The 24,472-nt window shown below is 70.2% G+C and carries 18 protein-coding genes and 2 pseudogenes; 7 read left to right on the top strand and 13 right to left on the bottom strand.

The annotated features are described in order from the left end of the window. Both AB0I89_RS32785 and AB0I89_RS32780 read left to right on the top strand, forming a co-directional pair. Positions 1 to 946 (top strand): annotated as a pseudogene (locus tag AB0I89_RS32785) (cation:proton antiporter); the annotation flags it as partial. A 313-nt stretch (positions 947 to 1,259) separates the two neighbouring features. Further along, entirely contained in the window at positions 1,260 to 2,549 is a 1,290-nt protein-coding gene (locus AB0I89_RS32780) for an ArsB/NhaD family transporter (protein WP_357134631.1), read from the top strand. A gap of 3 nt (positions 2,550 to 2,552) precedes the next feature. Here AB0I89_RS32780 and AB0I89_RS32775 read toward each other — a convergent pair whose 3' ends face one another. The 5 genes and pseudogenes from AB0I89_RS32775 to AB0I89_RS32755 all read right to left on the bottom strand — a co-directional run bounded on the left by AB0I89_RS32775 (position 2,553) and on the right by AB0I89_RS32755 (position 6,245). After that, positions 2,553 to 2,999: a CBS domain-containing protein gene (locus AB0I89_RS32775; protein ID WP_357134629.1), complete on the bottom strand. Its 447-nt coding sequence runs from the start codon at positions 2,997 to 2,999 to the stop codon at positions 2,553 to 2,555. A gap of 71 nt (positions 3,000 to 3,070) precedes the next feature. Then, the gene (gene nhaA, locus AB0I89_RS32770) at positions 3,071 to 4,354 is read right to left on the bottom strand and encodes a Na+/H+ antiporter NhaA (RefSeq protein WP_357134628.1); all 1,284 of its coding nucleotides are present in this window, start codon (positions 4,352 to 4,354) and stop codon (positions 3,071 to 3,073) included. A gap of 109 nt (positions 4,355 to 4,463) precedes the next feature. Continuing rightward, positions 4,464 to 4,943, bottom strand: a complete 480-nt coding sequence (locus AB0I89_RS32765; protein WP_357134635.1) for a hypothetical protein — start codon at positions 4,941 to 4,943, stop codon at positions 4,464 to 4,466. Next, positions 4,923 to 5,124: pseudogene (locus tag AB0I89_RS32760) on the bottom strand (IS256 family transposase); the annotation flags it as partial. The pseudogene AB0I89_RS32760 and the gene AB0I89_RS32765, both read right to left, overlap by 21 nt. A 131-nt stretch (positions 5,125 to 5,255) precedes the next feature. After that, positions 5,256 to 6,245: an MFS transporter gene (locus tag AB0I89_RS32755; RefSeq protein ID WP_357134626.1), complete on the bottom strand. Its 990-nt coding sequence runs from the start codon at positions 6,243 to 6,245 to the stop codon at positions 5,256 to 5,258. A gap of 311 nt (positions 6,246 to 6,556) precedes the next feature. Here AB0I89_RS32755 and AB0I89_RS32750 point away from each other — a divergent pair, with 311 nt between their 5' ends. Further along, positions 6,557 to 7,057 (top strand): Lrp/AsnC family transcriptional regulator, encoded by a 501-nt coding sequence (locus tag AB0I89_RS32750; RefSeq protein ID WP_357134625.1) that lies wholly within the window; start codon positions 6,557 to 6,559, stop codon positions 7,055 to 7,057. Between the two features lie 270 nt (positions 7,058 to 7,327). On the opposite strand, the gene AB0I89_RS32745 is transcribed toward AB0I89_RS32750, so the two are convergent. The 3 genes from AB0I89_RS32745 to AB0I89_RS32735 all read right to left on the bottom strand — a co-directional run bounded on the left by AB0I89_RS32745 (position 7,328) and on the right by AB0I89_RS32735 (position 14,379). Next, positions 7,328 to 8,716: an amino acid permease gene (locus AB0I89_RS32745; protein WP_357134623.1), complete on the bottom strand. Its 1,389-nt coding sequence runs from the start codon at positions 8,714 to 8,716 to the stop codon at positions 7,328 to 7,330. Positions 8,717 to 8,778: 62 nt separating this feature from the next. Continuing rightward, positions 8,779 to 11,151, bottom strand: coding sequence for a helix-turn-helix domain-containing protein (locus AB0I89_RS32740; protein WP_357134621.1), 2,373 nt, complete (start codon positions 11,149 to 11,151; stop codon positions 8,779 to 8,781). 69 nt (positions 11,152 to 11,220) lie between these two features. After that, complete coding sequence (locus AB0I89_RS32735) at positions 11,221 to 14,379, bottom strand: BTAD domain-containing putative transcriptional regulator (RefSeq protein ID WP_357134620.1); 3,159 nt, start codon at positions 14,377 to 14,379, stop codon at positions 11,221 to 11,223. 414 nt (positions 14,380 to 14,793) lie between these two features. On the opposite strand from AB0I89_RS32735, the gene AB0I89_RS32730 reads away from it, so the two are divergent. Both AB0I89_RS32730 and AB0I89_RS32725 read left to right on the top strand, forming a co-directional pair. Then, positions 14,794 to 16,074, top strand: a complete 1,281-nt coding sequence (locus tag AB0I89_RS32730) for an MFS transporter (RefSeq protein WP_357134619.1) — start codon at positions 14,794 to 14,796, stop codon at positions 16,072 to 16,074. Positions 16,075 to 16,146: 72 nt separating this feature from the next. Beyond that, complete coding sequence (locus AB0I89_RS32725; RefSeq protein WP_357134617.1) at positions 16,147 to 16,839, top strand: alpha/beta hydrolase; 693 nt, start codon at positions 16,147 to 16,149, stop codon at positions 16,837 to 16,839. Between the two features lie 419 nt (positions 16,840 to 17,258). On the opposite strand, the gene AB0I89_RS32720 is transcribed toward AB0I89_RS32725, so the two are convergent. Further along, a complete protein-coding gene (locus AB0I89_RS32720; protein ID WP_357134616.1) occupies positions 17,259 to 18,059 on the bottom strand; it encodes a helix-turn-helix transcriptional regulator in 801 nt (266 codons plus the stop codon). A gap of 122 nt (positions 18,060 to 18,181) precedes the next feature. Between AB0I89_RS32720 and AB0I89_RS32715 the strand changes: the two genes are divergently transcribed. Further along, entirely contained in the window at positions 18,182 to 18,631 is a 450-nt protein-coding gene (locus AB0I89_RS32715; protein WP_357134633.1) for a VOC family protein, read from the top strand. Positions 18,632 to 18,742: 111 nt separating this feature from the next. Next, positions 18,743 to 21,439 carry an AAA family ATPase gene (locus AB0I89_RS32710; RefSeq protein WP_357134614.1) on the top strand — a complete coding sequence of 899 codons (2,697 nt, stop codon included), beginning with the start codon at positions 18,743 to 18,745 and terminating at the stop codon, positions 21,437 to 21,439. A gap of 68 nt (positions 21,440 to 21,507) precedes the next feature. Here the strand turns inward: AB0I89_RS32710 and AB0I89_RS32705 are convergent, their stop codons facing one another. From AB0I89_RS32705 to AB0I89_RS32690, 4 genes are all read right to left on the bottom strand, one after another. Next, positions 21,508 to 22,143, bottom strand: a complete 636-nt coding sequence (locus tag AB0I89_RS32705; RefSeq protein ID WP_357134612.1) for an SRPBCC family protein — start codon at positions 22,141 to 22,143, stop codon at positions 21,508 to 21,510. Continuing rightward, positions 22,140 to 22,646: an SRPBCC family protein gene (locus tag AB0I89_RS32700; RefSeq protein WP_357134611.1), complete on the bottom strand. Its 507-nt coding sequence runs from the start codon at positions 22,644 to 22,646 to the stop codon at positions 22,140 to 22,142. Before AB0I89_RS32700 ends, AB0I89_RS32705 begins: the two co-directional genes overlap by 4 nt. A 295-nt stretch (positions 22,647 to 22,941) precedes the next feature. Then, positions 22,942 to 23,790, bottom strand: coding sequence for a hypothetical protein (locus tag AB0I89_RS32695; protein ID WP_357134610.1), 849 nt, complete (start codon positions 23,788 to 23,790; stop codon positions 22,942 to 22,944). A 214-nt stretch (positions 23,791 to 24,004) separates the two neighbouring features. Then, the gene (locus AB0I89_RS32690; RefSeq protein ID WP_357134609.1) at positions 24,005 to 24,439 is read right to left on the bottom strand and encodes a hypothetical protein; all 435 of its coding nucleotides are present in this window, start codon (positions 24,437 to 24,439) and stop codon (positions 24,005 to 24,007) included. Positions 24,440 to 24,472: the final 33 nt, after the last annotated feature.

The raw sequence follows: 24,472 nt of genomic DNA, 5'->3' as shown, positions 1-24,472 counted from the left end.
GTTCACCGACGGGATGCGGGTCGGTTGGGCAGACCTCCGCTCGGCGTGGCGGCTGCCCGGACGCGCACTCGGTTGGGGACTACCGCTCACCCTGCTCGTCACCGCGATACTCGCCCACTACGTCGCCGGCCTGGACTGGCCGGAAGCGCTGCTGATCGGGGCGATCCTCGCCCCCACCGACCCGGTGTTCGCCGCCGCGCTGGTCGGCAACGACAAGGTTCCCGCCCGGCTGCGGCACCTGCTCAACGTCGAGTCCGGCGTCAACGACGGACTGGCGCTGCCGTTCGTGGTGGTGCTGCTGGCGGTCGCGGCCGGGTCGGACGATTTGCACCTGGGTGAGCTCGGCACCGAACTGGCGGTAGGCCTGCTGATCGGCGTGTTGGTGCCGCTGGCGGCGATCGCGCTGGAACGGACCCGCTGGTTCGCCGCGTCCGCGGCGTACGCGCCACTGAACGGGGTGGCGATCGGCCTGCTGGTGCTGGCCTTGGGAAAGGCCACCCACGGCAACCTGTTCCTCGCCGCGTTCGCCGCCGGTATCACCGTGGCGACCTTCGGCCCGCGCGAACGGGCCGCGTTCGAGCACTTCGGGGAGAACATCGCCGAACTGCTGAAGCTGGCCGCGTTGCTGGTGTTCGGGGCGCTCATCTCGGTGGAGTTCCTCGGCGAGATCTCCTGGGCCGGCTGGGTCTTCGCCGTCCTCGCCATCGTGGTCGCCCGACCGGTGGCGCTGTGGATCTCGTTCCTGCGCTCCGGGCTGGGCTTGCGGGAACAGGCCGCCGCGATGTGGTTCGGCCCCAAGGGCTTCGCCTCGGTGGTCTACGGCCTGCTGGTCCTCGAGTCCGGCATCGGCGCGGCCGACGACGTGTTTCACCTGGTAGCGCTGACCATCGTCCTGTCCATCCTGGCGCACTCCTCGACCGACGTCCTGGTCGCGAGGGCGTTCGACGACGCGGATGAGACTCCCGGGTGGCATGGCGTGCTGCGCCGGATCCGCCGGGTGCGACGCGCGACGGTGAGCTCGGCACGGCGAGCCGACCTCGCGCCCGGCCAGGACCGGACCACGTCCGCTGGCGGCGACGGTGCCGTACCGGACAGCGATCGCACTGGCGGGCCGAAAGGGCAGAGCCGTCGACGGCCCGAAGGCGGCGAACCCGTGCAGAACGGTGGCTGACCGGTCCGCCTGCTAGGTTGATCTCAGGTGTGCCGGGAAGCCTGGTCGGCGTCGCGGTGACGGCTGACCAGAACCGGAGAGACGCCCCATGAGCACCCTGGCCTGGATCGCGGTGGCCGTTTTCGCCGCCGCCTACGTCCTGATCGCCACCGAGAAGATCAACCGGGTGACGGTGGCGGTGGGCGGTGCGTCGATCATGCTGGCGATCGGGGCCACCGACGCCGAGCACGCGTTCTTCTCCGAAGAGGCGGGGATCGACTGGAACGTCATCTTCCTGCTGCTGGGCATGATGCTGATCGTCGGCGTGCTGAAACGCACCGGCCTGTTCGAGTACCTGGCCATCTGGAGCGCCAAGAAGGCCCGCGGCCGTCCATTCCCGATCATGGTGATCCTGGTGGTGGTGACCGCCGTGGTGTCGGCGGCGCTGGACAACGTCACCACGGTGCTGCTGGTGGCGCCGGTGACGCTGCTGGTCTGCGAGCGGCTCGACGTGCCGCCGATCCCCTTTCTGATCGCCGAGGTGATGGCGTCCAACATCGGTGGCGCGGCCACTCTGGTGGGCGACCCCCCGAACATCATCATCGCCAGCCGGTCGGGGTTGAGTTTCACCGACTTCCTGAACGTCATGGCCCCGTTGGTGCTGATCGTGATAGTCGTGTTCATCGGCCTGTGCCGGATCATGTTCCGAAAGGCATTTCGCTACAACGCCGAGCGCGCCGCGCGGGTGATGGCGCTGCGGGAGGCGGACGCGATTCGCGACCGCCGCCTCGTCGTGATCAGCCTGGTGGTCCTCGGCGCGGTGCTGGTCGCGTTCGGCCTGCACACCGTGCTGCACCTGGAGCCGTCGGTGGTGGCCCTGCTCGGCGGGCTGCTCCTGCTGGTGCTGTCCCGGCTGGACGCGGAAGAGGTGGCCAAGGACGTCGAGTGGCCGACGCTGGTGTTCTTCGCCGGCCTGTTCGTCATGGTCGGCGCACTGGTCGCCACCGGGGTGATCGACAGCATCGCCCGGTCGGCGACCGAGGCCGTCGAGGGCAAGTTGTGGCCAGCCACGATGTTGTTGCTCTGGGCCTCGGCGGGGTTGTCGGCGATCGTGGACAACATCCCCTACGTGGCGACGATGAGCCCGATCGTGAGCGAGTTGGTGAACGCCGAGGGCGGGCTCGACAAGGCGCAGGTGCTCTGGTGGGCACTCGCCATCGGGGCTGACTTCGGTGGCAACGCCACTGCCGTGGGTGCCTCGGCGAACGTGGTGGTGCTCGGCATCGCCGACCGGGCCGGGCACAAGATCACTTTCTGGGGGTTCACCAAGTACGGCCTGATCGTGACCGTGATCTCGGTGGCGATCGCGGTGCCGTACCTGTGGCTGCGGTTCTTCTGACGCTCAGGTGCCGAGAATTCGGTCGAGCAGCCCGTCGAGGGTGATGGCCCCGGTCATCACCTGGTCGCGGTCCACGACCGCGACCAGCGGCACGTTGGTCCGGGCCATCACCGAGGCGACCTCGAGCAGGGTGGCGTCCGTGCTGACCACCGGCAGACCCGGCCGGTTGCGGGGGAGCAGGTCCGCGACGGTCCGGTTACCGATCCCCGCCAGGACCACATCGGCGGCAGCCTCGTCGATCACCCGCGCCAGCGCCGGATCGTCCTGACAATAGGACGGCAGCGCCATCCGCAGTACCTGCGTGCCGGCCAGTACCGTCGACGGACGGCCTGCGGCGTCCACCACGATCAGGCCGGGCAGATCCTGCGCGGCCAGGATCCGGGCGGCCTCTCGGGCCGGCATGTCCTCGGTGACGGTGTCCATGGAGATCGCCACATCGCTAGCGCGCATGCACCGACGATACGCCCGGGGCCGCGCGTTGATCGCGCTGATGTCGCATGGCGGCTCCACTCGCGGTGGACCTATCTCTGGTAGACGTCGGGAACGTCATCATGGTCACGGTCGACCCGCTCGGCCTCGTAGATCTGCCGGTACCCGCGATTCCGCACTCGCAAGATGATCATGGCGAGGGTGGCGGCGATCAGGGAGCCTGCCAACACGGCGATCTTGACCCGGTCGTCGGCGTCGCTGCCGATTCCGAAGGCGAGTTCGCCGATCAGCAGCGAGACGGTGAAACCGATGCCGGCAAGCACGGCCAGCCCGGTCACGTCGATCCATGCCAACCCGGCGTCCAGCCGGGCCCGGGTGAACCGGGCGACGAGCCAGGTTGCCAGCAGGATGCCGATCGGCTTCCCGACGACCAAGCCGAGCATGATGCCCACCGCGATCGGGTCCGTGAGCGCCTGCGCCAGGCCGTCGAGGCCGCCGACGGCCACTCCGGCGGACATCAGCGCGAACACCGGCACCGCGACGCCGGCGGAGATCGGCCGGAATCGGTGCTCGAAGTGCTCGGCCAGGCCCACCCCTGGACCCGTGCCCCTGGAGCGCAGCACCGGCACGGCGAAGGCGAGCAGCACCCCGGCGACGGTGGCGTGCACGCCGGAGGCGTGCACCAGCGCCCAGGTCGCGAACGCCAGCGGCAGCAGCAGCCACCACGAGCGCACCCGCCGCTGCACCAGCAGCGCGAACAAGCCCAGCGGCAGCGCCGCGGCCAGCAGCGGCAGCACCGACAGGTGGGCGGTGTAGAAGACCGCGATGATGACGATCGCCAGCAGGTCGTCCACCACTGCCAGGGTCAGCAGGAAGGTGCGCAGCGCGGTCGGCAGATGCCGGCCGATCACCGCCAGTACGGCGAGGGCGAACGCGATGTCGGTGGCCGTCGGCACCGCCCAACCCTTCAGCGCGCCGCCTGAGTTCACCACCACGTACACCAGAGCCGGCACGAGTACGCCGCCGATCGCGGCGGCGACCGGGACCGCGGCGCGGCGCGGATCACGCAGGTCGCCGGCGACGAACTCGCGCTTGAGTTCGAGACCGGCGACGAAGAAGAAGATCGCCAACAGCCCGTCGGCCGCCCAGGTGGCCAGCGAGAGGTCAAGGTGCAGCGCGTGAGGCCCGACGGTAAACGCCGTCATCGCCTCATAGCGGTGCGCCCACGGGGAATTGGCCCAGATCAGCGCCACAGCGGCGCCGATCAGCAGCAGTGCCCCGCCGATCGTCTCCTTGCGCAGCACCTCAGCGATGCGACTCGCCTCGGCCCAGGAACCGCGGCCGAGGACACGAGGGGGTGACTGCGGGTTGGACATCACAGGCGAGCACCTTTCGGAAGACGGGTCGGAGCCATTTGCCGACCAGACTTCCCGGCGCACCGGAACCCATCGTACCGGCAGCCGCGCCTGGAACGTTCGCTACGAGCTACGACCGGCGGTGCCCCTCGTCCCTGCGCCTCAGCACGCGCAGGTACCGGTTTCCTGCACCCAACACCACGGCCACCACGAAGATCGGTGTGAAGCCCCACGGAGACGGAGCCGGTGGCGCGCCGTCGGCGAGGACACCGACGAACACGCCGACGGCCACGACCGCGACGGCAAGTGACGCACGCCAGTCGCTCAGCGCCGTCGCCAACAGGCCGCAGGCGACCGCCATCACCAGCACGCCTCCCACCGGGTCTTCGGGAGGAAAGACCACCGCCGTGGCGAACGACGCCACCACGACACCGACCGCACCAGTCACCAGATCTCGGATCAGGACGACCCGGTGAATCTCCGCTTCGTCAGCAACGCCCACAGCCTCAGTCTCTCCTCGTGCCCAGCCGATGCCAACGCAGCGACGGCCAGGAAGCCGGCTCCAACGATATCGGGGTTCTTGTATGGCATAGCCGATGTGCTCGATCATCTCCTCGTCCGGCGCGGTCTCCAGAAACCGTCTTGGTCAACTGCCTGAGCAGCCCCTCCGGGCCGGTCAACGACAGACCCTGTTCCTTCGCGGCCCGGACCAGGTCGGCGGTAGCCTTCGCCTCCGCCGACAGTCCGGGTCGCTTCTTACCTCCGGTCTGCTCGTTCAGTGTCGCGGTCATCACGGCACCCTCCTCACCAGGCACAACGCCTGGCAGGTCGGGCCAGAAACACCGTCAGATCCACGGACCCTGACCACGCTGTCACGGCGAGGCGCAGCCAGGCGCCGGCGGGAACCGGGGAAGGCCGAGAGTCAACTGCTGGTGGTTGCTGTTCTGGACACCAGCAGCGCGGACGGGATGACCGCGAGGATAGCCAGGCCGGCGAGGGCCCGGTATCCGCCGGTGGCCAGGATCGCCGTGGAGCCGAGACCAGCGATGGCGGCGATGCTCCAGATTCCGCTGTCGACGGCACCTTCGACCTGGACGCATTGCGACTGTGGCAGGTTCTGGGTCAGTTGGGTGCTTCCGCCGATGAAGCACAGGTTCCATCCGTAGCCGAGGAGAAGAAGGGCAACCGCGCGGGGTTGGGTATGCGTGTTGGCCGCGGTGAGGACGGCGGCGAGGGACAGGGTGAGCAGACCACCGAGCATTACCGGTCGCGTGCCGACGCGGTCCACCAACCGACCGGTCAACGGGGAGAGTGCGAACATGCCCAGCGTGTGTGCCGAGAGGACGGCGCCCACCTCGCCGAGCCCGTGACCGTGCAGGTGCATGTCCAGTGGTGCCGCGGTCATCACCGCGATCATGACGAGTTGTGCGGTGGCCATCACCGCGAACGCCGACCGGACCGTCGGCATGGCGAGGAGAGGCCGCACCTTGACCGCGGGACCTCCATGTTCTACGACGGTTGCTGGCGCGGCGGTCGCGGCGAGCACGGCGACGCCGGCGGCCAGGGCGGCGAGCACGAGCGGTCCCAACGCCGCCGCCCCGCCGAGTCTGGTGGCGGCGGCCGCGGCGGGTCCGAGCAGCAGTGGTCCGCCCACCGCGCCCACGGTCCCCGCCCACGTCAGCACGCCGATGGCGAAGCCTCGTCGCCGCGGTGGATACAACTCCGCGGCGACGTAGCGGGACAATCCGGCGGCGGCGTTGCCCAGCCCGATGCACAGCATGCCGAGGCTGAGACCCGCGACGTCGTTGTGGGCGACGGCGAACACCGCCAGCGCGGCGCCCGCGGTGGCGCAGAGGTAGCCGACGACGAGGCCCGCGCGCCGGCCCCGTCGACCCATTACGGCCGTCACCATCAGGGCACCGAGGCCAGTACCCGAAATCGCGGCCACGTTTGGTAATCCGCCCCACCCGGCACCGAGCCGGTCAGCGGCGACGATCGTGGCAACAGCGCTTGCCACCGAGATGGCCGCGTTGATCATCGCGGCTCCCGTGAACAGGGCCGGCATAGCGCGCGTGTGGTCTCTTGTGGACGGCGTCACCTCGTAGGTATCTGCTGGCATGGATCAACGCTAGAAAGCTAAGATCCGCCAATGAATGGGCACTTCCCTCGTCTCGGCTGTTAGGGGTTTACGACCATAAGATGCTTTGCTGATTGGGTTTACAGATGAACAGATCGCTGGATCAGACCGACTGGCGGATCATCGGGGAGTTGCAGCGCAACGGGCGCGTGTCGTACAACCAACTTGGCCGCCAGATCAACCTTTCCCCGCCATCCGTCGCCGAGCGTGTGCGGCGCCTGGAGGACATGGGGGTGATCACCGGCTACCGGGCCATCGTTGATCCAGCACCCGCCGGCCTACCGTTGACCGCCTTTGTGCAGATGCGGTGCGCCCACGGACGATGCCTGCTGAGGACCTCCACCGCTGACGACCTTCCAGAGGTCTACGAGGTGCACAAGCTGTCCGGCAACTCCTGCACCATGCTCAAGGTGCGGGCGGCGTCGATGCAGCACCTCGAAGGACTGCTCGAACGGCTCGGCGAGCATGGAGAGATGAACTCGCACGTCGTCCTCTCCACCGAGTACGACGATCGCCCGGTGCAACGACCCGATCCGGACGGCCGACCGGTGACCAGATCCTCCGGCTGGGGGAACCGACGGTCGTGAGCTATGGCGTCGCGCGGGACGTCCGGTCGAACAGCCGCGAGTGGGGGCGGCGAACCGAGCGCGGGCCTCACCTTGCGCTCGAGCCGAGTCGGCACCTGCCTGGATCTCCCGCCGCACCTGCCTGATCTGAAGTCTCGGCAGATCGTCGGCCTGATCGACGCGTGAGAGGCGGCCGTACAGCTGCATTGTGACAATCGGTCTCTGGAGCGACGAGGCGCCGTCTCCAGTCGGCGGCTCGGCTGCTGACTGGGACGGCGCCGTGGTTGCGGATCACTGTTGCGGGGTGGTGCACCGCACCCTTCGGGTCAGCGCGTACGTCACCACGATCACCACCACGGTCGGTACGCCGACCGTCCACGCGACCCGGAACGTCCCGACTAACAGCATGCTCACGACCACCGCCGCCATCGCAACCGCCGCCGCGGCACTGGTGTGCCAACCGCCGGGCAGCGACAGCGGCGACCGGCGCGCCTCGTCGGCGGTGCGCCGGCGGCGGAAGGCCACGTGGGTCGCGAAGATGAGCACCCAGGTCGTGGCGGCGCCGAACAACGCGATGCCGAGCAGCTTCGCGAACGCGTCGTCGGGCGAGATGAGGGACACCGTCACCGCCAGGGGAAGCCCGACGGCCGACGCGGCGACCGCGTTCACCGGCACACCGTGGCGGTTGACCCGTCTCGCCCAGGCCGGCGCCTGGCCGTCGACCGCGAGCGAGTGCAGCGTGCGCGTCGACACGTAGAAAACCGTGTTGAGGGCCGACAGCGCGGCGGTGAGCACCACGAAGTTCATCACCGCGGCGGCGGCCGGCAGCCCGGTCCACTCGAAGACCAGCACGAACGGGCTCGTGGCGAGCGCGCCGTCCGGCACCCGGCCGACGGCCTGCGACACCGATACGATGACCACCATGCTGAGCAGGTAGAACAGGCATACGCGCAGAATCGTCCCGCGCGCCGCGCGCGGTAGGTCGCGCCCGGGGTTGGCCGACTCGGCGGCGGTCAGCGCGAGCGCCTCGGTGCCGCCGAAGCTGAAGGTCGCCACGATCAGCGCGACCACGAGGCCGGTGAGTCCGTGGGGCAGGTAGGACGGTGCGTCGCTGATCGCCGACAGGCCGGTCGCCGGTCGGTTGGGCAGCCCGACGGTGAGGAGCACGGCGCCGAGAACAAGGAACACCACGATCGCGGCAACCTTGATGGACGAGAACCAGTACTCGACCGTGCCGAAGGCCCGCACCGGAAACACGTTGACCGTGATGATCGCTGCGGCGGCGAGCATGACCGGGATCCACAGCGGCACCTGCGGCCACCAGTACCGGATGTAGATCCCTACGGCGACGGTTTCGGTGCCGGCGCCGATCGCGACCACACCCCAGTACAGCCAGCGTTGGGTGAACCCGGCGAGGGGGCCGAGGTAGCGGTGGGCGAGCGCGCCGAACCCGTGCAGGTCGGGATGGGCGAGCGCCATCTCGGTGGCGGCGTAGGTGAGGGCGATCGCGAGGAGCCCGCCGACGACGAAGGTGAGCAGTACGGTCGGTCCGGCCATGGAGACGGCGAGGCCGGAGCCGAGGAACAGCCCGGTGCCGATGACCCCGCCGATGGTGAGCATCCCGATCTGGCCCGACGTGAGGCCGCGACGCAGCGATGAGGTGACAACAGAAGGTGACATAACCATGTCACCATGCAAACAAGCTGGTCGGGGCCGAACAACGAAGGAAAATACGCAGAACGTCAGGCAGGATCGGTGCCGTCGAGGACGGCCCGCGTCGCCCGGGCCTCGGTCTCGATCCGGCTGTCCAGGCTGGCGGCGAGCGCCTCCAGGTCACGGGTGAGGTCGGTGGGACCGGTGCCGTCCAGCGTGGGCAGCATCGCCCGGGCTTCGTCCTCGAGCCGGCTGGGCAGGCTGCCGGCGAGCATCTCCAGGGCGCGGGTCAGGTCGGTGCGAGCCTCGGCGGACTGGCCGAGTGCGGCCCGGGCCTTGCCCCGCAGGACGAGTGCGAAGGCCACGAAGTCGTCGTCCCGATTCTCGATCAGCAGCGGCAGCGCCCGTTCGACCGCGTGCAGCGACTCCTGGTGGCGCCCGGCGCGGACCAAGGAGGACGCCACCCCGTACATCGCGCTGCCCCGGAGGGTGAAGGCCGGGCGGGCCGCCACCGGACGGCTGTCGAGTTCGGTCAGGGCGCGCTGGAACTCACCGACCGCGTCGTCGTAACGGCCCAGGTGCTCCAACGCATGGCCGATGCCCACCACATGATCCACGTACAGGGCGTGATCGCCGGCCCGGTCGGCCAGCTCGCACCCGGTGCGGTGGGCCCACAGCGCGTCGTCGAAGCGGCGGACATTCAGCCAGGCGGGGCCGGCCGAACTGAGCGCCCGGGCCTGCTCCTGGGGGTCGCCGATCGACTGTGCGAGCCGGTATGCCTCCATCGCCGCCTCCGTGGCCTCCTCGTAGAGGGCCATCAGTTGGACCGCCGTCCAGGCGTAGAGGCTGGTGTGGAAGGCCTGCTGGCGCAAGTCGGGCAGTGCGTTGGCGGCGGCGCGGGCCAGCCGGCGTACCTCCCACCAGCCGCGCCAGCGTAGCGTCGACTCGGAGTACCAGCGGGTTGCCGCCGCGACGTCGGCGACGAGTTGGTGCCGGCCCTGGGCGGCGGCGGTACGCAGCGCCGGCAGCCAGCTGTCGCTCTCCGCCCGCAGCCAGGCGTCAGCCTCCTCCATGCTGGCCAGGGGCACCAGGCCGGCCCAGCCGTCGGGCAACCCGCCGTAGCCGGGCTCGTACCACCGGCCGGCGACAACGGCGGTGTCCAGCAGCCAGGTGTTCATCCGTTCCGCGGTCTCCGCCCGGGTGTCGCTCGGTTCCTCGGCGTGCAGCCGCTCGTCGGCGTAGAGCCGGATCAGGTCGTGGAATCGGTAACGGTCGACGCCCTCAGTCTGCAGAAGCCCGACCTCCACCAGATCCTCCAGGCGGTCCTCGGCGTCGGGCAGCGCGGCCTCGATGAGCGCCGCCGCGAGCGGCGCCGCGAAGTCGGCGGCCGGAACGTGGGCGAGGCGGCGAAACAGTTGGGCGCTGGGGGCCGGCAACTGGGTGTACGACAGCGCGAACGCGGTGGCCACTCCGGCGTCGCCGGTGGACAGCGCAGCCAGTCGGTGGCCGGTGTCGGCGAGCCGGTCGACCAGGTGCCGGACCGTCCAGTGCGGACGCGTGGAAAGGCGGGTCCCGGCGATCCGCAGCGCCAACGGCAGGTGCCCGCACAGGTCGGTGACCCTGTCGACCTGCGGCGCCGTCTGTGGGTCGGCGGCCTGCCTGGCGATGGCACGCAGCAGGTCGGCGGACTCTTCCGGCGCGAGAGGCGGCAGAGCGATCCGCAGTACGCCTTCGAGGCCGCCTAGGGCGCGCCGGCTGGTCACCACGACGAGGCACCTGCCGCCCGCCGGTAGCAGCGGCCGGACCTGGGCCTCCGAACCGGCGTTGTCGAGGACCAGCAGGCAGCGCCGATCACGCAGGATCCCGCGTAGCTGGGCGGAGCGCTCGTCGTCGCTGTCGGCGACCTGGTTGGGCTGGACGCCGAGCGCACGCAGCAGACGCAGCAGGGCGTCTCCGGTGGGGAGCGGCGTGGCGTCGACCCCGCGCAGGTCGACGTACAGGCAGCCGTCGGGGAAGTCGTCGCGTAGTTCGTGCGCGGCCCGGACCGCCAACGCGGTCTTGCCCAGTCCCGGCTGCCCGTGCACGACGAGGACCGGCGGCGGGTCGTCGATCTCGGCGGCGTGCTTCGCAGCGTGCCGGACGATCTCGAGTTCGGCACGCCGGCCGACGAAGTCCGTGACGCCGCGTGGTGGCTCGCAGAGCCGGGGCCTGCCGGCCGCGCTCGGGGAGCGGGCCTCCTTCGCCGCGGCCGTGAGACCGGCCCGGCCGTCATCGTCGAGGCCCAACCCGTCGGCGAGAGCGGCGAGGGTACGGGTCTGCGGTGCGCGGCTGTGCCCGCGTTCCATGTCGGAGATGGCCCGGGCGCTGACGCCGGACCGTTCGGCCAGCTGCTCTATGGTCAGGCCGGCGGCCCGGCGCGATGCCCGTAGGCAATCGCCGAACGGGGACGTCTGGCGCGGCACCTCGTCATGATAGATCGGCCCGGTGGACGGCCGAGACGTTGCCCGCACCGGGCCCAGCCTCGTGGTGCACTATCCGTGGATCGTCGTGTGGGCGGTGCAGGGCTCGGTGAGTTCGACGAGGAATCGTTCGGCGCGTCGGGCGAAGAGTCGGGCCCCGCGGGCGGTGGAGTGGGCCTGGGCTCGTTCGGCTGCGGCCCGGACCACCGCGTGGGGTTCCCCCCGCGCCTGCGACAGGCGTGCCCGCAGCAGCAGGAGCAGGCCTTCGCTGTAGCGCTGGCCGTGCTCCCAGACGGCCTGGTCGGCCCGGTCGAGGGCGGCCCCGGCCCGGTCAGGGAGGCCGGCTGCCAGCCACATCTCCGCGATCAGAGCATGGTGGTAGGCGATTCCCCACTGCGGCGGGTCGAGCAGGTTGGCGGCCAGCAGTTCCTCGGCCTCGGCCGCCGCGCCGGCCGGATCGTCACCAGTGAGGGCCCGTGCCCAGCACCAGCTCTGCCGGATGTAGTGGTCGATCTGGGATTGAAGGCGGGCCAGCCCGGCGGAGACCCAGCGCTCGCCGGCACGTCTGGCCAGGGCCGCGTCACCGGCCATGGATGCGATCATGGTGGTGTAGTAGACGCAGACCGCGGCCGCGTACGAATCACCCGGGGTGTCCCAGGTGTTGACGAAGGCCAGCGCCGACTCGACGTCACCGTTCAGCGCGGTCATCACGGCCCGCCATCCGGGTCCTTCCCCCGGAATGCTGCCGTCCCGCCGCAGCGGAGTCTCCTCGTCCGGCACGGAGGGGTCGTCGTCTTCTCCGGCGAAACAGCGGTACGCCTCGCCGATGTTGCCGATGTCCCAGTGATACAGGCCCCAGGCCTGCCGGCCATAGCGTCGGGCACCCGAATCGGAGGACGTCCGGCCGTACTCGTGCATCCGGCGGGCCAACTGCCCACGACTCTTCTCCAGGCAGGTGTACGCGCCCATGAGGCGGATGAAGGCGAAGTCGGCGGCCTCTGCCTCCCGGGCGAGAGTGCGAGCCAGATATTCGGCCCGCTCCAGCAGATCGAAGGTCGAGGCATCGTAGCCGGACTGCCGTCTGACCACGATGGCGAGCAGCGTGAGGGCGGACAACTCCAGCTCCATGAGCCCCGATGCCCGAGTGATCTGCACGGCGGCACGCAGTTGGCGATTGGCGGACTCGAACGCGAGCTTGGACGCCGCGTAGCGCCCGGCGCGGATCAGCGCCTCCCCGGTGCGAACAGGCTCGGCCAGGGCACCGGCCGCCCACAGATGGAAGGCGAGGCGTTCGGCGACGGCCTCGTCGCGGCCATGGGTCCGTTCGAGCGCATCCGCGACGCGCAGATGTAGCCGGATGATCTGCTGTTTCGCCGTGGTCTCGGAGACCGACTCGCGCACCAGGTCGTGTGCGAATCGTAGCGAGGACGGATTCTCCGGACCGGGTTCGAGCAGGCCGAGGGCGTGCAGCGGCTCGAGGCGTTCGAGGCAGTCCGCGACGTCCACACCAGCGGCGCGCGAGAGCAGCCGCAGGTCGATGTCACGGCCGATGAGCGCGGCGACGCGCAGTAGTTCGCGCGCGTCGTCGTCGAGGCTGGCCATCCGGTCGCGAACGACGTCGCGCACGGTGGACGGAACCCCCGCCGGTCCGGATGCGCCGTCCTCGCTGAGCGCGCCGTCCTCGCTGAGCAGCCGGGACAGTTCCTGGACAAAGAACGGATTGCCGGCGGTACGGGCGTGGATGGCGCGGGCGACGGCGTCGTCGGGCTCGCGGCCGGCCTCACGGCGGATGAGTGCGGTGACGTCGGTCAGTCCGAGCGGGCCGAGCCGGATCCTGCGGTGGCCGGGCAGCCGGCTGGCCGTAGCAAGCACCTGGGAGAGGGCCGAGTCGAGCACCGGCGCCCTGTCGCGAAGCGCACCGATGATTGCGGTGCGGTCGGGCAGCCGGCCGGCCAGATGACTGAACAAGCGCCGGGAGGCATCATCGGCCCATTGCAGGTCGTCGAGGATCAGGAGTGTCGGTCGTTGTGCCGAGGCGCTTCTGACGAGGGCGACGACCTGCTCGAAGAGCCGGAACTGAGCGCTACCGTCGGGAACCGCCCGGACGGCGTCGCTGCCCAGCCCGAGCAGGATGCCGAGCTCGCTGGCGAGCCACTTCTCCCGCTCCAGCGCGGGCAAACTGTCGACGACCGCGCTCAGCGCCTGCTCCCACGGCCACATCGACGGAGTTCCGTCGCCCTCTAGGCAGCGACCCCAGGTCACCAGCGCGCCGTGCTGGTCCGCCACCTTCGCGGCCTCTTCCAGCAGGCGGGTCTTGCCGACGCCCGGTTCACCCTCGAGGATGCCGATGGCCGCGCCCCCGGCAACGGCGCGCAGCACGGTGCGTCGCAGCATGGCGAGTTCCTCGATCCGGCCGACGAGGCCAGCTCCTGCGTTCACCTGGACCTCGTCCGCCGTGTCCATCGACGGCGGCGACACCGATGGCTGGGCCAGAACCCGCCGGTGTGCGTCCTCCAGTGCCGGACCTGGGTCGACGCCCAGCTCGTCGGCGAGGCGATCGCGGACCGCCCGGAAGACCGCCAGTGCCTCCGCCTGGCGACCGGCGGCGCCTAGGGCACCGACCAGGCCGGCGTGCACGGGTTCGTGGAACGGTGCCATCGATGCGGCCAGTCGCAGGGCGCGAAGCACCCGTTCCGGTCGGCCCAGCGACACCGCCTGCTCGGCCGCGGCCGAGCAGGCGTCGTAGAACTCGTTGTCGAGCACGGCGAAGGTGGCCTCCGCGCCCGTCCCGTCGGCGATGCCGCCACCTGCCGGGCCATGCCACAGGCCGAGCGCATCGATGTAGTGGTCGAGCGCCGCTTCGTGGTGCTGCCGCGCCGCGGCGGCCGTGGCCGCACCCACGAGTCTCCGGAAGGCGACGAGATCCAGCGCGCTGGAGGCGGCGACGAACAAATAGGAGTTACCGCGACGGTGCAGGAACGAGCCGGTGCCCCGGGCGGGAAGTTCCGGCTCGAGGATCCGTCGTAACACGCCGACGTACTTCTGGATCACGTTGAGGGCACTGGTGGGAACGTCATCGCCCCAGATCAGATCGATCAGCTCACTCGTGCTGATCGGCCTGCCGACGCGGGCCAGGAGCAGCGCGAGGAGATATGCCTGTTGCCGGGGGCCGGCAGCCAGCTCGACGTCGTCGCGCCAGATCCGCAGCGGGCCGAGGATCTGCAGGGACACCGAGGAGCGACCAACCGGCGGATCTTCGTCGCCGGGTGGGTCGGGAGAGACTGGCACGGCCACGCTTATCGACCCCGAACCGACATGACGCTTGCTTCCACCTGCACGGCGTACGTGGACCAGTCGACTCTACCGGGTCTACGAGTCGGCGTTGTTACGTCGTGGGTGGGACGGTCGGCGGCGTCTCCGGGAGGGAGATTCCACCGACCGTCGTCACGGCTGCATGCCGGGTCACCAGTACGGCGTGAACTTCTTCATGGCCACCTCCTCGACGTCGTTGACCTGACTCGGAGTCAACCGTCGGCGAGTGGACAGGCACTGAACGCGGCGCTCGCCAGTTCGGAAGTGAATCTGCAGTGGTCGATGTAAGGGTCGGGGTGTCAGGTCGGGGCCGGCAACCGGAAGGACGCCACCATGGGGCCGCTGCTGCGCAATCGGGAGTTCCGCGCCATCACGATCACCGAGCTGTTGTCGGTGCTTGGTGACCAACTCGCCCGGGTGGCGCTGGCCCTGCTGGTCTTCGGACGAACCGGGTCAGCCGGGCTCAGCGGGCTCACCTACGGGCTCACCTACCTGCCCACGGTGGTGGGCGGCGTCCTGCTCTCGTCGACGGCCGACCGCCGGCCTCGCCGCGAGGTCCTGGTAGTCATCGACGGGATCAGGGCGGTGATCGTCCTTGCCATGGCGATTCCCGGCGCTCCGCTGCCGCTGCTGTGCGGCCTGGTGGCGATGTCAGCGTTGCTGAGCGGCCCCTACCAGGCCGCCCGCCTCGCGCTGCTGCGCGACATCCTGCCGCCCGAGCGGTACGGCGCCGGGATGGCCGTGCGGCAGTCGGTGAACCAGGGCGCGACGCTGGCCGGGTTCGCCTCCGGCGGTTTCCTGTCCACTGCCTTCACGCCGGCCATCTGCCTGGTTGTCGACGGCCTCACGTTCGCCGTGTCGGCGATCGTCATCCTGCTGTTCGTCAGGCGTCGTCCGGCCGCCGCGGCAGCCGGTGAGCCGACGACGATCACTTCGACGCTCGGCCTCATCTGGCGGTCGTCGGCCCGTCGGGCGATCTTCCTGATGACCTTCTCAGCCGTGTTCCTCATCGCCCCGGAGGCGCTGGCCGTGGCGCTCGCCGCCGAGGTGGGCCTCGGCCCGCGGTGGGTCGGCCTGTTCATGGCCTCGGCCGGACTGTTCGCCGTGGCGGCCCTGGGCCTCTTCACCAGGTACGCCGTCGCGGCACATTACCCCCGGGTGTTCCCGGCGGCGTGCGTGGCGCCCGGCCTGCCACTGCTGGCCGTCATCGCGCTGGACGACCCGTACCTGATCATGCTGGTCTTCGGTCTCAGCGGCGCGGCGTGGGCGGTGCTCATCGTCATCTCGGTGTCCACGCTCGCGGAGTTGCTCCCCGCCAACCAGCGCGGCCGAGGGCTGGGCCTGGCGGCTTCCACGAACCTCACCGCGCACGGACTCGGCGCAGCCCTCGCCGGGCTGGTCGCCGATGCGATCGGCGTCGCGGCGGCCATCAGTCTGCTCGGGCTTGCCAGCGTCCTCTTCGCCGCCCTGCCCGTTGCTCTCTGGCATCGCGCGGATCGGGAGGTTCCCCCCGGCATCCGACGTGCCGGCCCGGACCGAGGGCGTGTGCGACTTGATGGCCAGTTGATGCCCCACGATCGGCGCGTTCAGTGGCTGTCCAAACCCCGCGCCTAGCGTCGATCCGACCGCACCCGAGGATCAGGGAAGAGGTACACCATGGTAAGTGGAGACGGCCGACCGACAATCGTGCTCGTACACGGTGCGTTTGCGGACAGCAGTGGGTTCGACGGGGTCATCCGGCGGCTGCTGGCCGGCGGGTACCCGGTGGTCGCGGCACCGAATCCGCTGCGCGGCGTCGCCTCCGACGCGGCCGGGGTCAAGGCGCTGCTGGACCGCATCGCGGGGCCGATCGTGCTGGTCGGCCACTCCTATGGAGGTGCCGTCATCTCCGCGGCCGCGGCCGGTAGCGAGCACGTGCGGGCGCTGGTCTATCTGGCGGCGTTCGTGCCGGACACCGGTGAGGCGGTCGAGGAGTTGGTCGGCAAGTTCGCGGGCAGCACGGTGAACGAGTCGCTGAAGGTGGTGCCGCTGACGGACGGACAGGTCGACCTGTATATCGACCCGGCGGTCTACCACGACCGCTTCGCGGCCGACGTCCCCGCCGAGGACGCGGCGGTGTACGCGATCGCGCAGCGTCCGGCCGCAGCGGCGGCGTTCGGCGAGCCGGCGGCCGGGCCGCAGGCGTGGCACACGATCCCGTCCTACACGCTGGTCAGCGGCGCCGACCTGATCATCCCGCCGGAGACGCAGGAGTTCATGGCGGAGCGGGCCGGGGCCACCGTCCGGGTGGTCGACGGCGCTTCGCACCTGGTCTTTGTCTCGCACCCGGAGACCGCGGTGGCCCTGATCGATCAGGCGGCTCGCGAGACCGCGAGCTGACAGTTCCGCTCCGCCGACGCGCGGGCCTGGGACAACCACTCGACGAGTTGTCCCAGCCCTGCCGTCGAATCTGCTGCACACCGGTCCGCCACCGCGACTCCGGAGGCCCTCCGGTCCCGTCGTTCTGGCCCTGCATGTTCCAGGACGCCACGATCAGGTCCCGCGCTACCGCTGCCGCCGGTATCGGCGGTTCCAGGGGCGAACAGAACCGGAGACACCGTCGTCATTGCGATGATCGCGGCCAGCCGCCTGCGCACCACGCCCACGTCAGATCCTCCAGCCCCCGACCACAACGACGATGCGGTAGCGGAGCTCCGTACCGCATCGGTAGGAATTACCTATTCGGGCAGGGGGAATTGGCCGGCGTGCGCTCCGCCGCTGCCTCCCAGGGTTCCTTCGTACAGACCGGAACCGTGTCGTCAACCCAGTCGATCCAGTCTTTCGCGAGCGGCGGTGTGGGGCCGAGGTGTGAGGACCACGAGTCGCAGATCGGTGTTCTGGGTGGTCAAGACGTTGGCGTCCAGCGGGATGGCGCCCACGTCCGGGTGTACGGCGGTCTTGTGCGCGCTCTCGTGATTGGCCACCGCGCCGAGGGCCCAGAGCTGGCAGAACCTGTCGTTCCCGGCCATCCGCGAGATCAGTGCCGCCACGTCGGGATCGTTGGGATAGCGGGCGCTGGTGGCGCGCAGGTCGGCCACCAACGACTGCTCGAAGTAGGCGCGTTCGGTGTCGGTCTGCCGGACTCGGGGGTTTCGGGACTCGAACTGGATGATCAAGGCGTTGCGATCGTCGGCGGTGGCGCCGGCGGGGTCGCCGAAGACGGCCGCGAACAGCCGGTTCCAGTGCAGCAGCCGCCACACGGCGTCGTAGACGGCGGCCGGGGTGTCGCCGAGGTGGTCGATGACGCGGTGCAGGCTGCTGGGGATCAGTTGGGGTATCCGGTCCGGGGCCGCGGCGAAGCCGGCAAGGCGCATCAGGTGCGCCTCCTCGTTGTCAGAGAGTCGTAACGCGCGGGCCAGGGAGGTGCACACCTGCGCCGATGGTGTGGCGGCCCGGCCCTGTTCGAGGCGTGCCACGTATTCGGGGGAGATGCCGGCCAGCGCTGCCAGCTCGCCGCGTCGTAGCCCGACGACGCGGCGACGAGAGGCGTTCGGGATACCGACAGCGGCCGGGTCCGTGCGATCCCGCCAGGCCCGCAGCGCGGCTCCGAGGTCATTCATGAACCCCATGATCCGCTATCGGTCCGGGGAACTGGGTGGTACCAGCGGTACGCGGAAGACCTGTGCCTTCCACAGTGCTGGCTCGGCGCTACAGGATGGGGATCATGAGCAGAGTGACCAGAATGCATCACATCGGAGTGCCGGTCAGCGATTTGGCGCGGTCGGTGAGGTGGTACGAGGACGTCCTCGGCATCGCGCCGAACGGCGTGACGATCTCGGCGACGAACCCGGCGATCGGTGCGGTTGTCGAGGTCGAGAACGCGTCGATGCGGGCATCCTTCGCGTTGGCCGGTGACAACGTCCTGCTGGAACTCATCCAGTACGACAGCCCGCAGCCAAGGCCCTTCACCGGGCGCAACTCTGACGTTGGGGTGATGCACCTGTGTTTCGAGGTCGACGACCTCGACTCGGCGCACCGCGATCTGGCGCGGCGGGGCGTGCACGTCAACGCCGATCCGGTCGTGCTCCAGGACGGCGACGGCGTCGAAGCGGGGGCGTTGGCCGGGACGAAGATTCTCTATCTCCGTGACCCCGACGGCATCCAGTTGGAACTGTTCGAGTTGCCCGCGTAGGAGCGCCGACTTCCGACCCGGCGCCCGTCCCGGTCGGTGCGCTGCTCCGGATACCATCGGTGGGGCCGAACAACCGGAGGGCACCATTCGTCCGGCGACACGCAGAAGCTGATGACAGATATCAGGTCGGGATTGTTCGTCGCCCGCGAGGCGGAGTTGGGCGAGATCGCCGCGGTGACGGCAGCCGCGGCGCGGGGCCGTGGCGGGGCGATGCTCGTTCTCGGTGATGCGGGGATCGGCAAGTCGACGCTCATCGGTGCGGCTGCTTCGCGGCTCGACGGATGGCGGGTGCTGCGGGCCGGTGGTGTCGAGTTCGAGAGCGAGCTGCCCTACTCGGCCCTGCACCAGTTGTGCGCGCCCGTGCTCGACCACCGCGCTGGACTCCCCGTGCCGCAGCGGAGCGCGCTCGACGCGGTGTTCGGGCTGCAGGCCGGCGTCACGCCGACCCCGATGCTTGTCGGCCTGGCCGTTCTCGGCCTGCTGAGTGCCGTAGGCCGGCGCAGGCCGGTGTTCTGCGTGGTCGACGACGTGCAGTGGATCGACGCCGGCTCGCGGCAGGTACTGGCCTTCGTCGCGGCACGCGTTGCGGCGGAGCGGGTCGCCATGGTGTTCGCTGGCCGTACCGCCGCCTCGGTATCGGGGCTCGGTCGCCTGCCCGCCCTCACTCTCACCGGGCTCACCGATTCGGAATCCCTCACCCTGCTGCGGTATCGGGCGCCGTTCGGCCACGAGGAAGCGATCGTGCAACGGATCCTCGCCGAAGCGGCCGGCAACCCGCTCGCCCTGGTGGAGTTCGCCCGCGACGCCGGACCGTTCGGGCTACCCGGGGAGGCCGGGCACCGCGCCGTGGAACACCGGTTCGTGAGTCGGTTCCTGCGGCTGCCGACACCCACGCGCTCGGTTCTGGCGCTGGCCGCGGCGGAGCCGACAGGCGACCTCGTTCTGCTGCGCCGCGCGATGGCGATTCAGGGTCTGAACGCCGTGGACCTGGCCGCGGCCGAGGACAGCGGCCTGTTGGTGGCCGGGCCCCGGGTGCACTTCCGGCATCCGTTGGCGCGTTCCGCGGTGTACCTGTCGACTGGCGCCAGGGAGCGACGGCAGGCGCACGCATCGCTCGCCGCCGGTACGGACGCCGACATCGATCCCGACCGTCGCGCCTGGCACCAGGCGAGCGCGATCGATGGCCCGGATGAGGAGACCGCGGCCGAGCTGGAGCGTTCGGCCGGACGAGCACAGCGCCGCGGCGGACTCGCGGCAGCGGCCGCGTTCCTCGAGCGCGCGGCCCGACTGACACCCGGCCGGTCACGGCGGGCCCGCCGGTTGTTGGCCGCGGCCCGGGCGCGGTTGGGCTCGGGGGCGCCGTCTGCCGCCCGGGAGTTGGTGGACGAGGCCGAGCGTCTCCATCCGGACCCCGCCGACCGCCACGCCGCGCGGCTGCTGCGCGCCACGATCGACTATCACGTGGCGCGCACCATCCCGGCGACGATCGCGCTCATCGACGCGGCCGACGGCGTGGGGCCCGACGAGGTCCGCGAGACCTACCTGGAGGCTTTCGCGTCGCTCATGTTCAGCGTCGACGAGCCGGGGAGGTTACGGCGGCTCGCCCTGCACATCCGGGAACGGGTACCCCAGCGTCAGCCGCCACGTCCGGTTGACCTGCTGCTGCGGGCATTGGTCGAGCAGCATCTGCGCCCGGTGGACGAGGCGATGCCCATGATGCGCCGTGCGGTCGACGCCTTCCGGGACCACGCCCGCACGCCCGGCGCGGATCCGTGGTGGATGGAACGTGCCTGTGTGTTGAGCGTCGACATTGGTGACAGCGATGCTATGGAGCAGATCGCCGACCGTCAGGTGGAACTCGCCCGGGCGCAGGGGGCCTACGCGATCCTTCCCCATGCGTTGCGCTTCCAGGCGGTCGCCCGGACGATCATGGGTCGCTTCGCCGACGCGCAGGTCTGCATCATCGAGGCGCGTGCGGTCGACGAGGCCGCCGGGACGTCAAACCTCGTCGGGTCCGACCTGATGCTTGCCGCCTGGAGCGGGGACGTCGAACGGTTCCGCGAGATCCGGGAGAAGCTGCGCGACTGGGTGGGGGTGAAACCCACCGCGCTGCACTACGCGATCGGCGTTCTGTGCAACGGCAGCGGCGACCATGAGGCCGCGATCGACGCGTTGCTGCTCGTACGGGACCAGCACCGGCGCGGGGCGTACGCCGCCTCCGTCTTCCACCACGAGCTGGTCGAAGCCGCCGCCTACGTCGGACGTCCCGAAGAGGCCAAGGATTCGGCTAAATGGATCGGGGAGGTCGCACGGGTCAATCCGAACGCGTGGACGACCGGTGCGCATCTACTGGCGAGTGCGCTGCTCGACCCGGGGCTCGGCGCGCAGGACCACTACCGAGCCTCGATCAGCCGGTTCGCCGGGAGCCGGATGCGAGTCCACTACGCGCGTGCCCGACTGCTCTACGGGCAGTGGCTGCGACGGGTCGGCCGTCGCGCCGAGGCGCGGGTGGAGCTGCGCGCCGCGCACGAACTGCTCTCCACCATCGGCGCGCGCGGGTTCGCCGGCCGCGCCGCCCGCGAACTGGACGCCATCGGCGAGTCGACCCTGGCCGACGACGCCGATCCGCTCGCGGGGCTGACCGCCCGCGAACTACTCGTCGCCCACAGGGTTGCCTCCGGCGCGGGCACCAAGGAGGTTGCCGCGCTGCTGTTCGTCAGCCCGCGAACGATCGACGCCCACCTGCGCAACCTCTACCGCAAACTGGGCATCACCTCACGCCGGCAGCTCCGAGAACTACTCCGCTGACGGAGCCGGGCCGACCGAGCGACAAAGGGGCCCCGCCGGTACGAGACCGGCGGGGCCCCGGGGTCACGTCAGCGCCGGGCCCGATCACACTCCCGTTCGGCACGCGTCTTCAGCTCCGTCAGCCAGGTCTCCAGGCCCGCCCCGAGAGCCACGGTGGAGAAATCGACGTCCTGCTCGACCTGGTCACCGCGCCACGTCTCCTCGGTACGCACGAGAACCCGGCCGTCGATCTCGGTGAACGTCCACACGTGCACCCCCTCGTCGATGCGCAGCCCCGCTCCGATCGCCGGGCCGTCCCACCGAAGGCACCTCTGGTGTTGAAGCTGCCGGACGGTGGAGGTGACGACGAGGGTCGTGGCGGGATTCAGCGCGGTCTCGAGGATCGGTGTCGTCCACCGGAACGACGAACCGGGACGCAGTGGGCCACGATCGAGCCGCTTGCTGGACAGAACGGGCTTCTGCCACGACGGCCAGCGTTCCACGTCGGTCTGCAGCTTCCAGACGGTCCGTAGCGGAGCGTCGATCGTCGTCTCCGTCCGATAACGAATCTTCGCCGCCGCGTCGACTGTCCTTCCCGCACATTGCACCGTCGCGGCCTCGGAGCCGCCATCGCGCCTGGCACCGGCCTGAGCCGGCGCACCTGCGGTGCCCACGAGACCGGCCACGACCACTGCCGTCGCGACGGCAAACACACGATTCTTCATGAGGCGGCCACCGCCTCGGCGGTGCCCTTGAGTCGTTCCAGCCACCTGGCGAGGGTCGTGTCGAGGCCCTCCTGGAACGGCCCAGGGTCGGCATCGACAGGCGGGCCCGCGAAGGACTCCTCGGTCGACACCTCCACACCGTCGCCGGCCGGAGTGAGCGCCCAGACGTGGACACCGAGGACCCCGTCCGGTCCGTCGCCGTATCCCCGCCACACGAGGCGCTCGCGCGGCCGTACCTGAACGATCGTCGACTCGATCTCCATGCCCGCGGCCGACCAGCGGAACACGGAGCCCGGGGCGAGCGGGCCGGGTGTTTCCACCCGTGCGTACGGGATTTCCGGCAGCCAGGTTGTCCATGCGTCGATGTCGGTGAGGATCCGCCACACGGCTTCCGCCGACGCGGTCACCGTGACGCTGTGGCGGCTGACCACCGGGGCCGACACGTCAATGCCGGCCTCGTTGGTGTCCGTAATGTTCTCCATCGTGAAGCCTCTCTGCGTCACCGACCATCTGATCGCCGGGCAGGAGAGCGAGCCGCTGGATCCGCACCCGGCAGATGCGATCGTGCCAAGACGGCAACCGCTACACATCGGCAAGAATTACCTAGTTCGCGGTACGTGGGCCGGCCACGGTGAAGGTCCTTACCTCCCTGCCTGCTGCCGGCCTCAGCCCGGCCGGTTCTCGTCGAGTCGCAGCGGCGCTGCGGTCCGGCAGCGCCCGCGCCCAGACAGCGTCGCCGTCGCCGGCGGGGTCGAGATGCTGCGGGGATCAGACCGAGTCGTGGTATCCCACGCCCGATCACCCGCCGAGGTGGTCGAGCACGGCTTGCGCGTTCCGGACCACGACCGCGATCCTCTGCTGGGCGGCGCGCAGATCCTGGGCGTGCGCCTGAATCATCGCGGTCTGGTACGCGGACTCGACTGAGAACCAGACGCCCACGACGTTGTTACGGGTCTTGCACGCCACGTCCGCGGTCGCGGTCCGCTTCTCGGCGGTTGAGGGCGTGGCCGGGCGCAGATCCGCGGCTGCCGCAGCAGTCAACGGGTCGACGTAGTGGTAGCCCTGTTCGTGCATGCACGCAGACCATCTGCCGAACACCTGGCGCATCCGGTGGTCCGCCCGCGCCTGCTCGAAGGCGTTGAAGTCGATCGAGGTGACGAGGTGCTCGGCGATGTCCTCGGGGCTCGTGAGCTGCAGTTTGCGGCCCGCCTCGCCCGCGCAGCCGCCCGCGGGCACCTCGTGCCCCTGGTAGGTGCGGGTGGGCTGGCCGGCTGGCGCCAGGCGGCCGTCCTCGCTGCCGGTCCAGACGAGCATTTCGGCGGGCGGCACGGCGGCACCCGGCTTTGTGCGAGCGACGCTGCCTTCGCCCGGTGCGAGGTGGTACCCCCACCTGGCGGCGACGGCCGGGTCGGTGACGCCGTACCGGCGCGACATCGGTTCAGGGCCCGCGCCGCCGGTGGCTGCGGCGGGCTGTCCGCGATCGATCCCGAAGCGTCGCATGCAGTCGTTGACCAGGATGGATCGAGCCCGGTCCAGGGTGACGCGCTGCTCGCCGTCGAGCCGGTACGCCGCGATGGGCAGGACCAGTCCCGCGGCACCGTCGGCGCTGCGCATCTCGGTGACGGCGGGCGGACTGGTGATGGTCATCCCACCCACGCCACCACGCTCAGCTGTGCCGTCCGGGTCGGGGGAGCAAGCCGCCGCGGTTGCGAGCAGCAGCATGAGTGCGCCCCACCGGGCGGTTCTTCGTCCGTGCGATGCCATGTTCGCTGCCCCCGGCTGTAATCGGTGGCACATGACGCCGCGGCGACAGAGCCGACGGCGTCACGTGCCACGAGGGTTTGACGTGTCTGGATGATGGCTAGTTGGGGGACCAGGAAAGCGACCGGTTGTCGTTGGTGAGACCGGCGAGGTTGTACGGCGCACTGCCCGCATCGCAGCAGACGCCCAGCGCGTACGACGGGCCGGTCATGCCGGGCTCGGACCAGATCACCGGCCGCCACGTCGTGTCGTAGTTCGATGCCGAGCCGGCGTTGTTCCAGACCCGGGTGCCGTGGCCGGACCCGGACGGCCCGAAGTAGAGAGCCGGGCTCTTCATGTCGTTGATCAGGCCGTTGAGGCAGATGGAGGCGCCCTGCTGCTGTTGCCCGTAGTAGAGGACGACCGGACCGCCGGAGCGGACGGTGCAGTTGGTTTCGACCCCGGCCGACGCCGATTCGGGGAAGGCGATCAGCGTGGTGCTGCAGGCGGTGGCCGCAGTCACGAGTCCGTGCACGACTTTTCGGTTGAGTTTCACGGTTTCCTCCCTTGGTGCCTGGTCATACGGCCA

This window comes from Micromonospora sp. NPDC049801, from assembly GCF_040656575.1.
Taxonomy (GTDB): domain Bacteria; phylum Actinomycetota; class Actinomycetes; order Mycobacteriales; family Micromonosporaceae; genus Micromonospora.
This window is presented reverse-complemented; position numbering and strand designations above follow the sequence as displayed.

Coding starts and splice junctions, on each gene's coding strand:
- AB0I89_RS32765 (WP_357134635.1), bottom strand. CDS start 4,943: ATGATCGAGCACATCGGCTATGCCATACAAGAACCCCGATATCGTTGG.
- nhaA (WP_357134628.1), bottom strand. CDS start 4,354: ATGTCCAACCCGCAGTCACCCCCTCGTGTCCTCGGCCGCGGTTCCTGG.
- AB0I89_RS32715 (WP_357134633.1), top strand. CDS start 18,182: ATGCATCACATCGGAGTGCCGGTCAGCGATTTGGCGCGGTCGGTGAGG.
- AB0I89_RS32720 (WP_357134616.1), bottom strand. CDS start 18,059: ATGAATGACCTCGGAGCCGCGCTGCGGGCCTGGCGGGATCGCACGGAC.
- AB0I89_RS32695 (WP_357134610.1), bottom strand. CDS start 23,790: ATGACCATCACCAGTCCGCCCGCCGTCACCGAGATGCGCAGCGCCGAC.
- AB0I89_RS32710 (WP_357134614.1), top strand. CDS start 18,743: ATGACAGATATCAGGTCGGGATTGTTCGTCGCCCGCGAGGCGGAGTTG.
- AB0I89_RS32775 (WP_357134629.1), bottom strand. CDS start 2,999: ATGCGCGCTAGCGATGTGGCGATCTCCATGGACACCGTCACCGAGGAC.
- AB0I89_RS32750 (WP_357134625.1), top strand. CDS start 6,557: ATGAACAGATCGCTGGATCAGACCGACTGGCGGATCATCGGGGAGTTG.
- AB0I89_RS32730 (WP_357134619.1), top strand. CDS start 14,794: ATGGGGCCGCTGCTGCGCAATCGGGAGTTCCGCGCCATCACGATCACC.
- AB0I89_RS32745 (WP_357134623.1), bottom strand. CDS start 8,716: ATGTCACCTTCTGTTGTCACCTCATCGCTGCGTCGCGGCCTCACGTCG.
- AB0I89_RS32755 (WP_357134626.1), bottom strand. CDS start 6,245: ATGGTGACGGCCGTAATGGGTCGACGGGGCCGGCGCGCGGGCCTCGTC.
- AB0I89_RS32705 (WP_357134612.1), bottom strand. CDS start 22,143: ATGAAGAATCGTGTGTTTGCCGTCGCGACGGCAGTGGTCGTGGCCGGT.
- AB0I89_RS32780 (WP_357134631.1), top strand. CDS start 1,260: ATGAGCACCCTGGCCTGGATCGCGGTGGCCGTTTTCGCCGCCGCCTAC.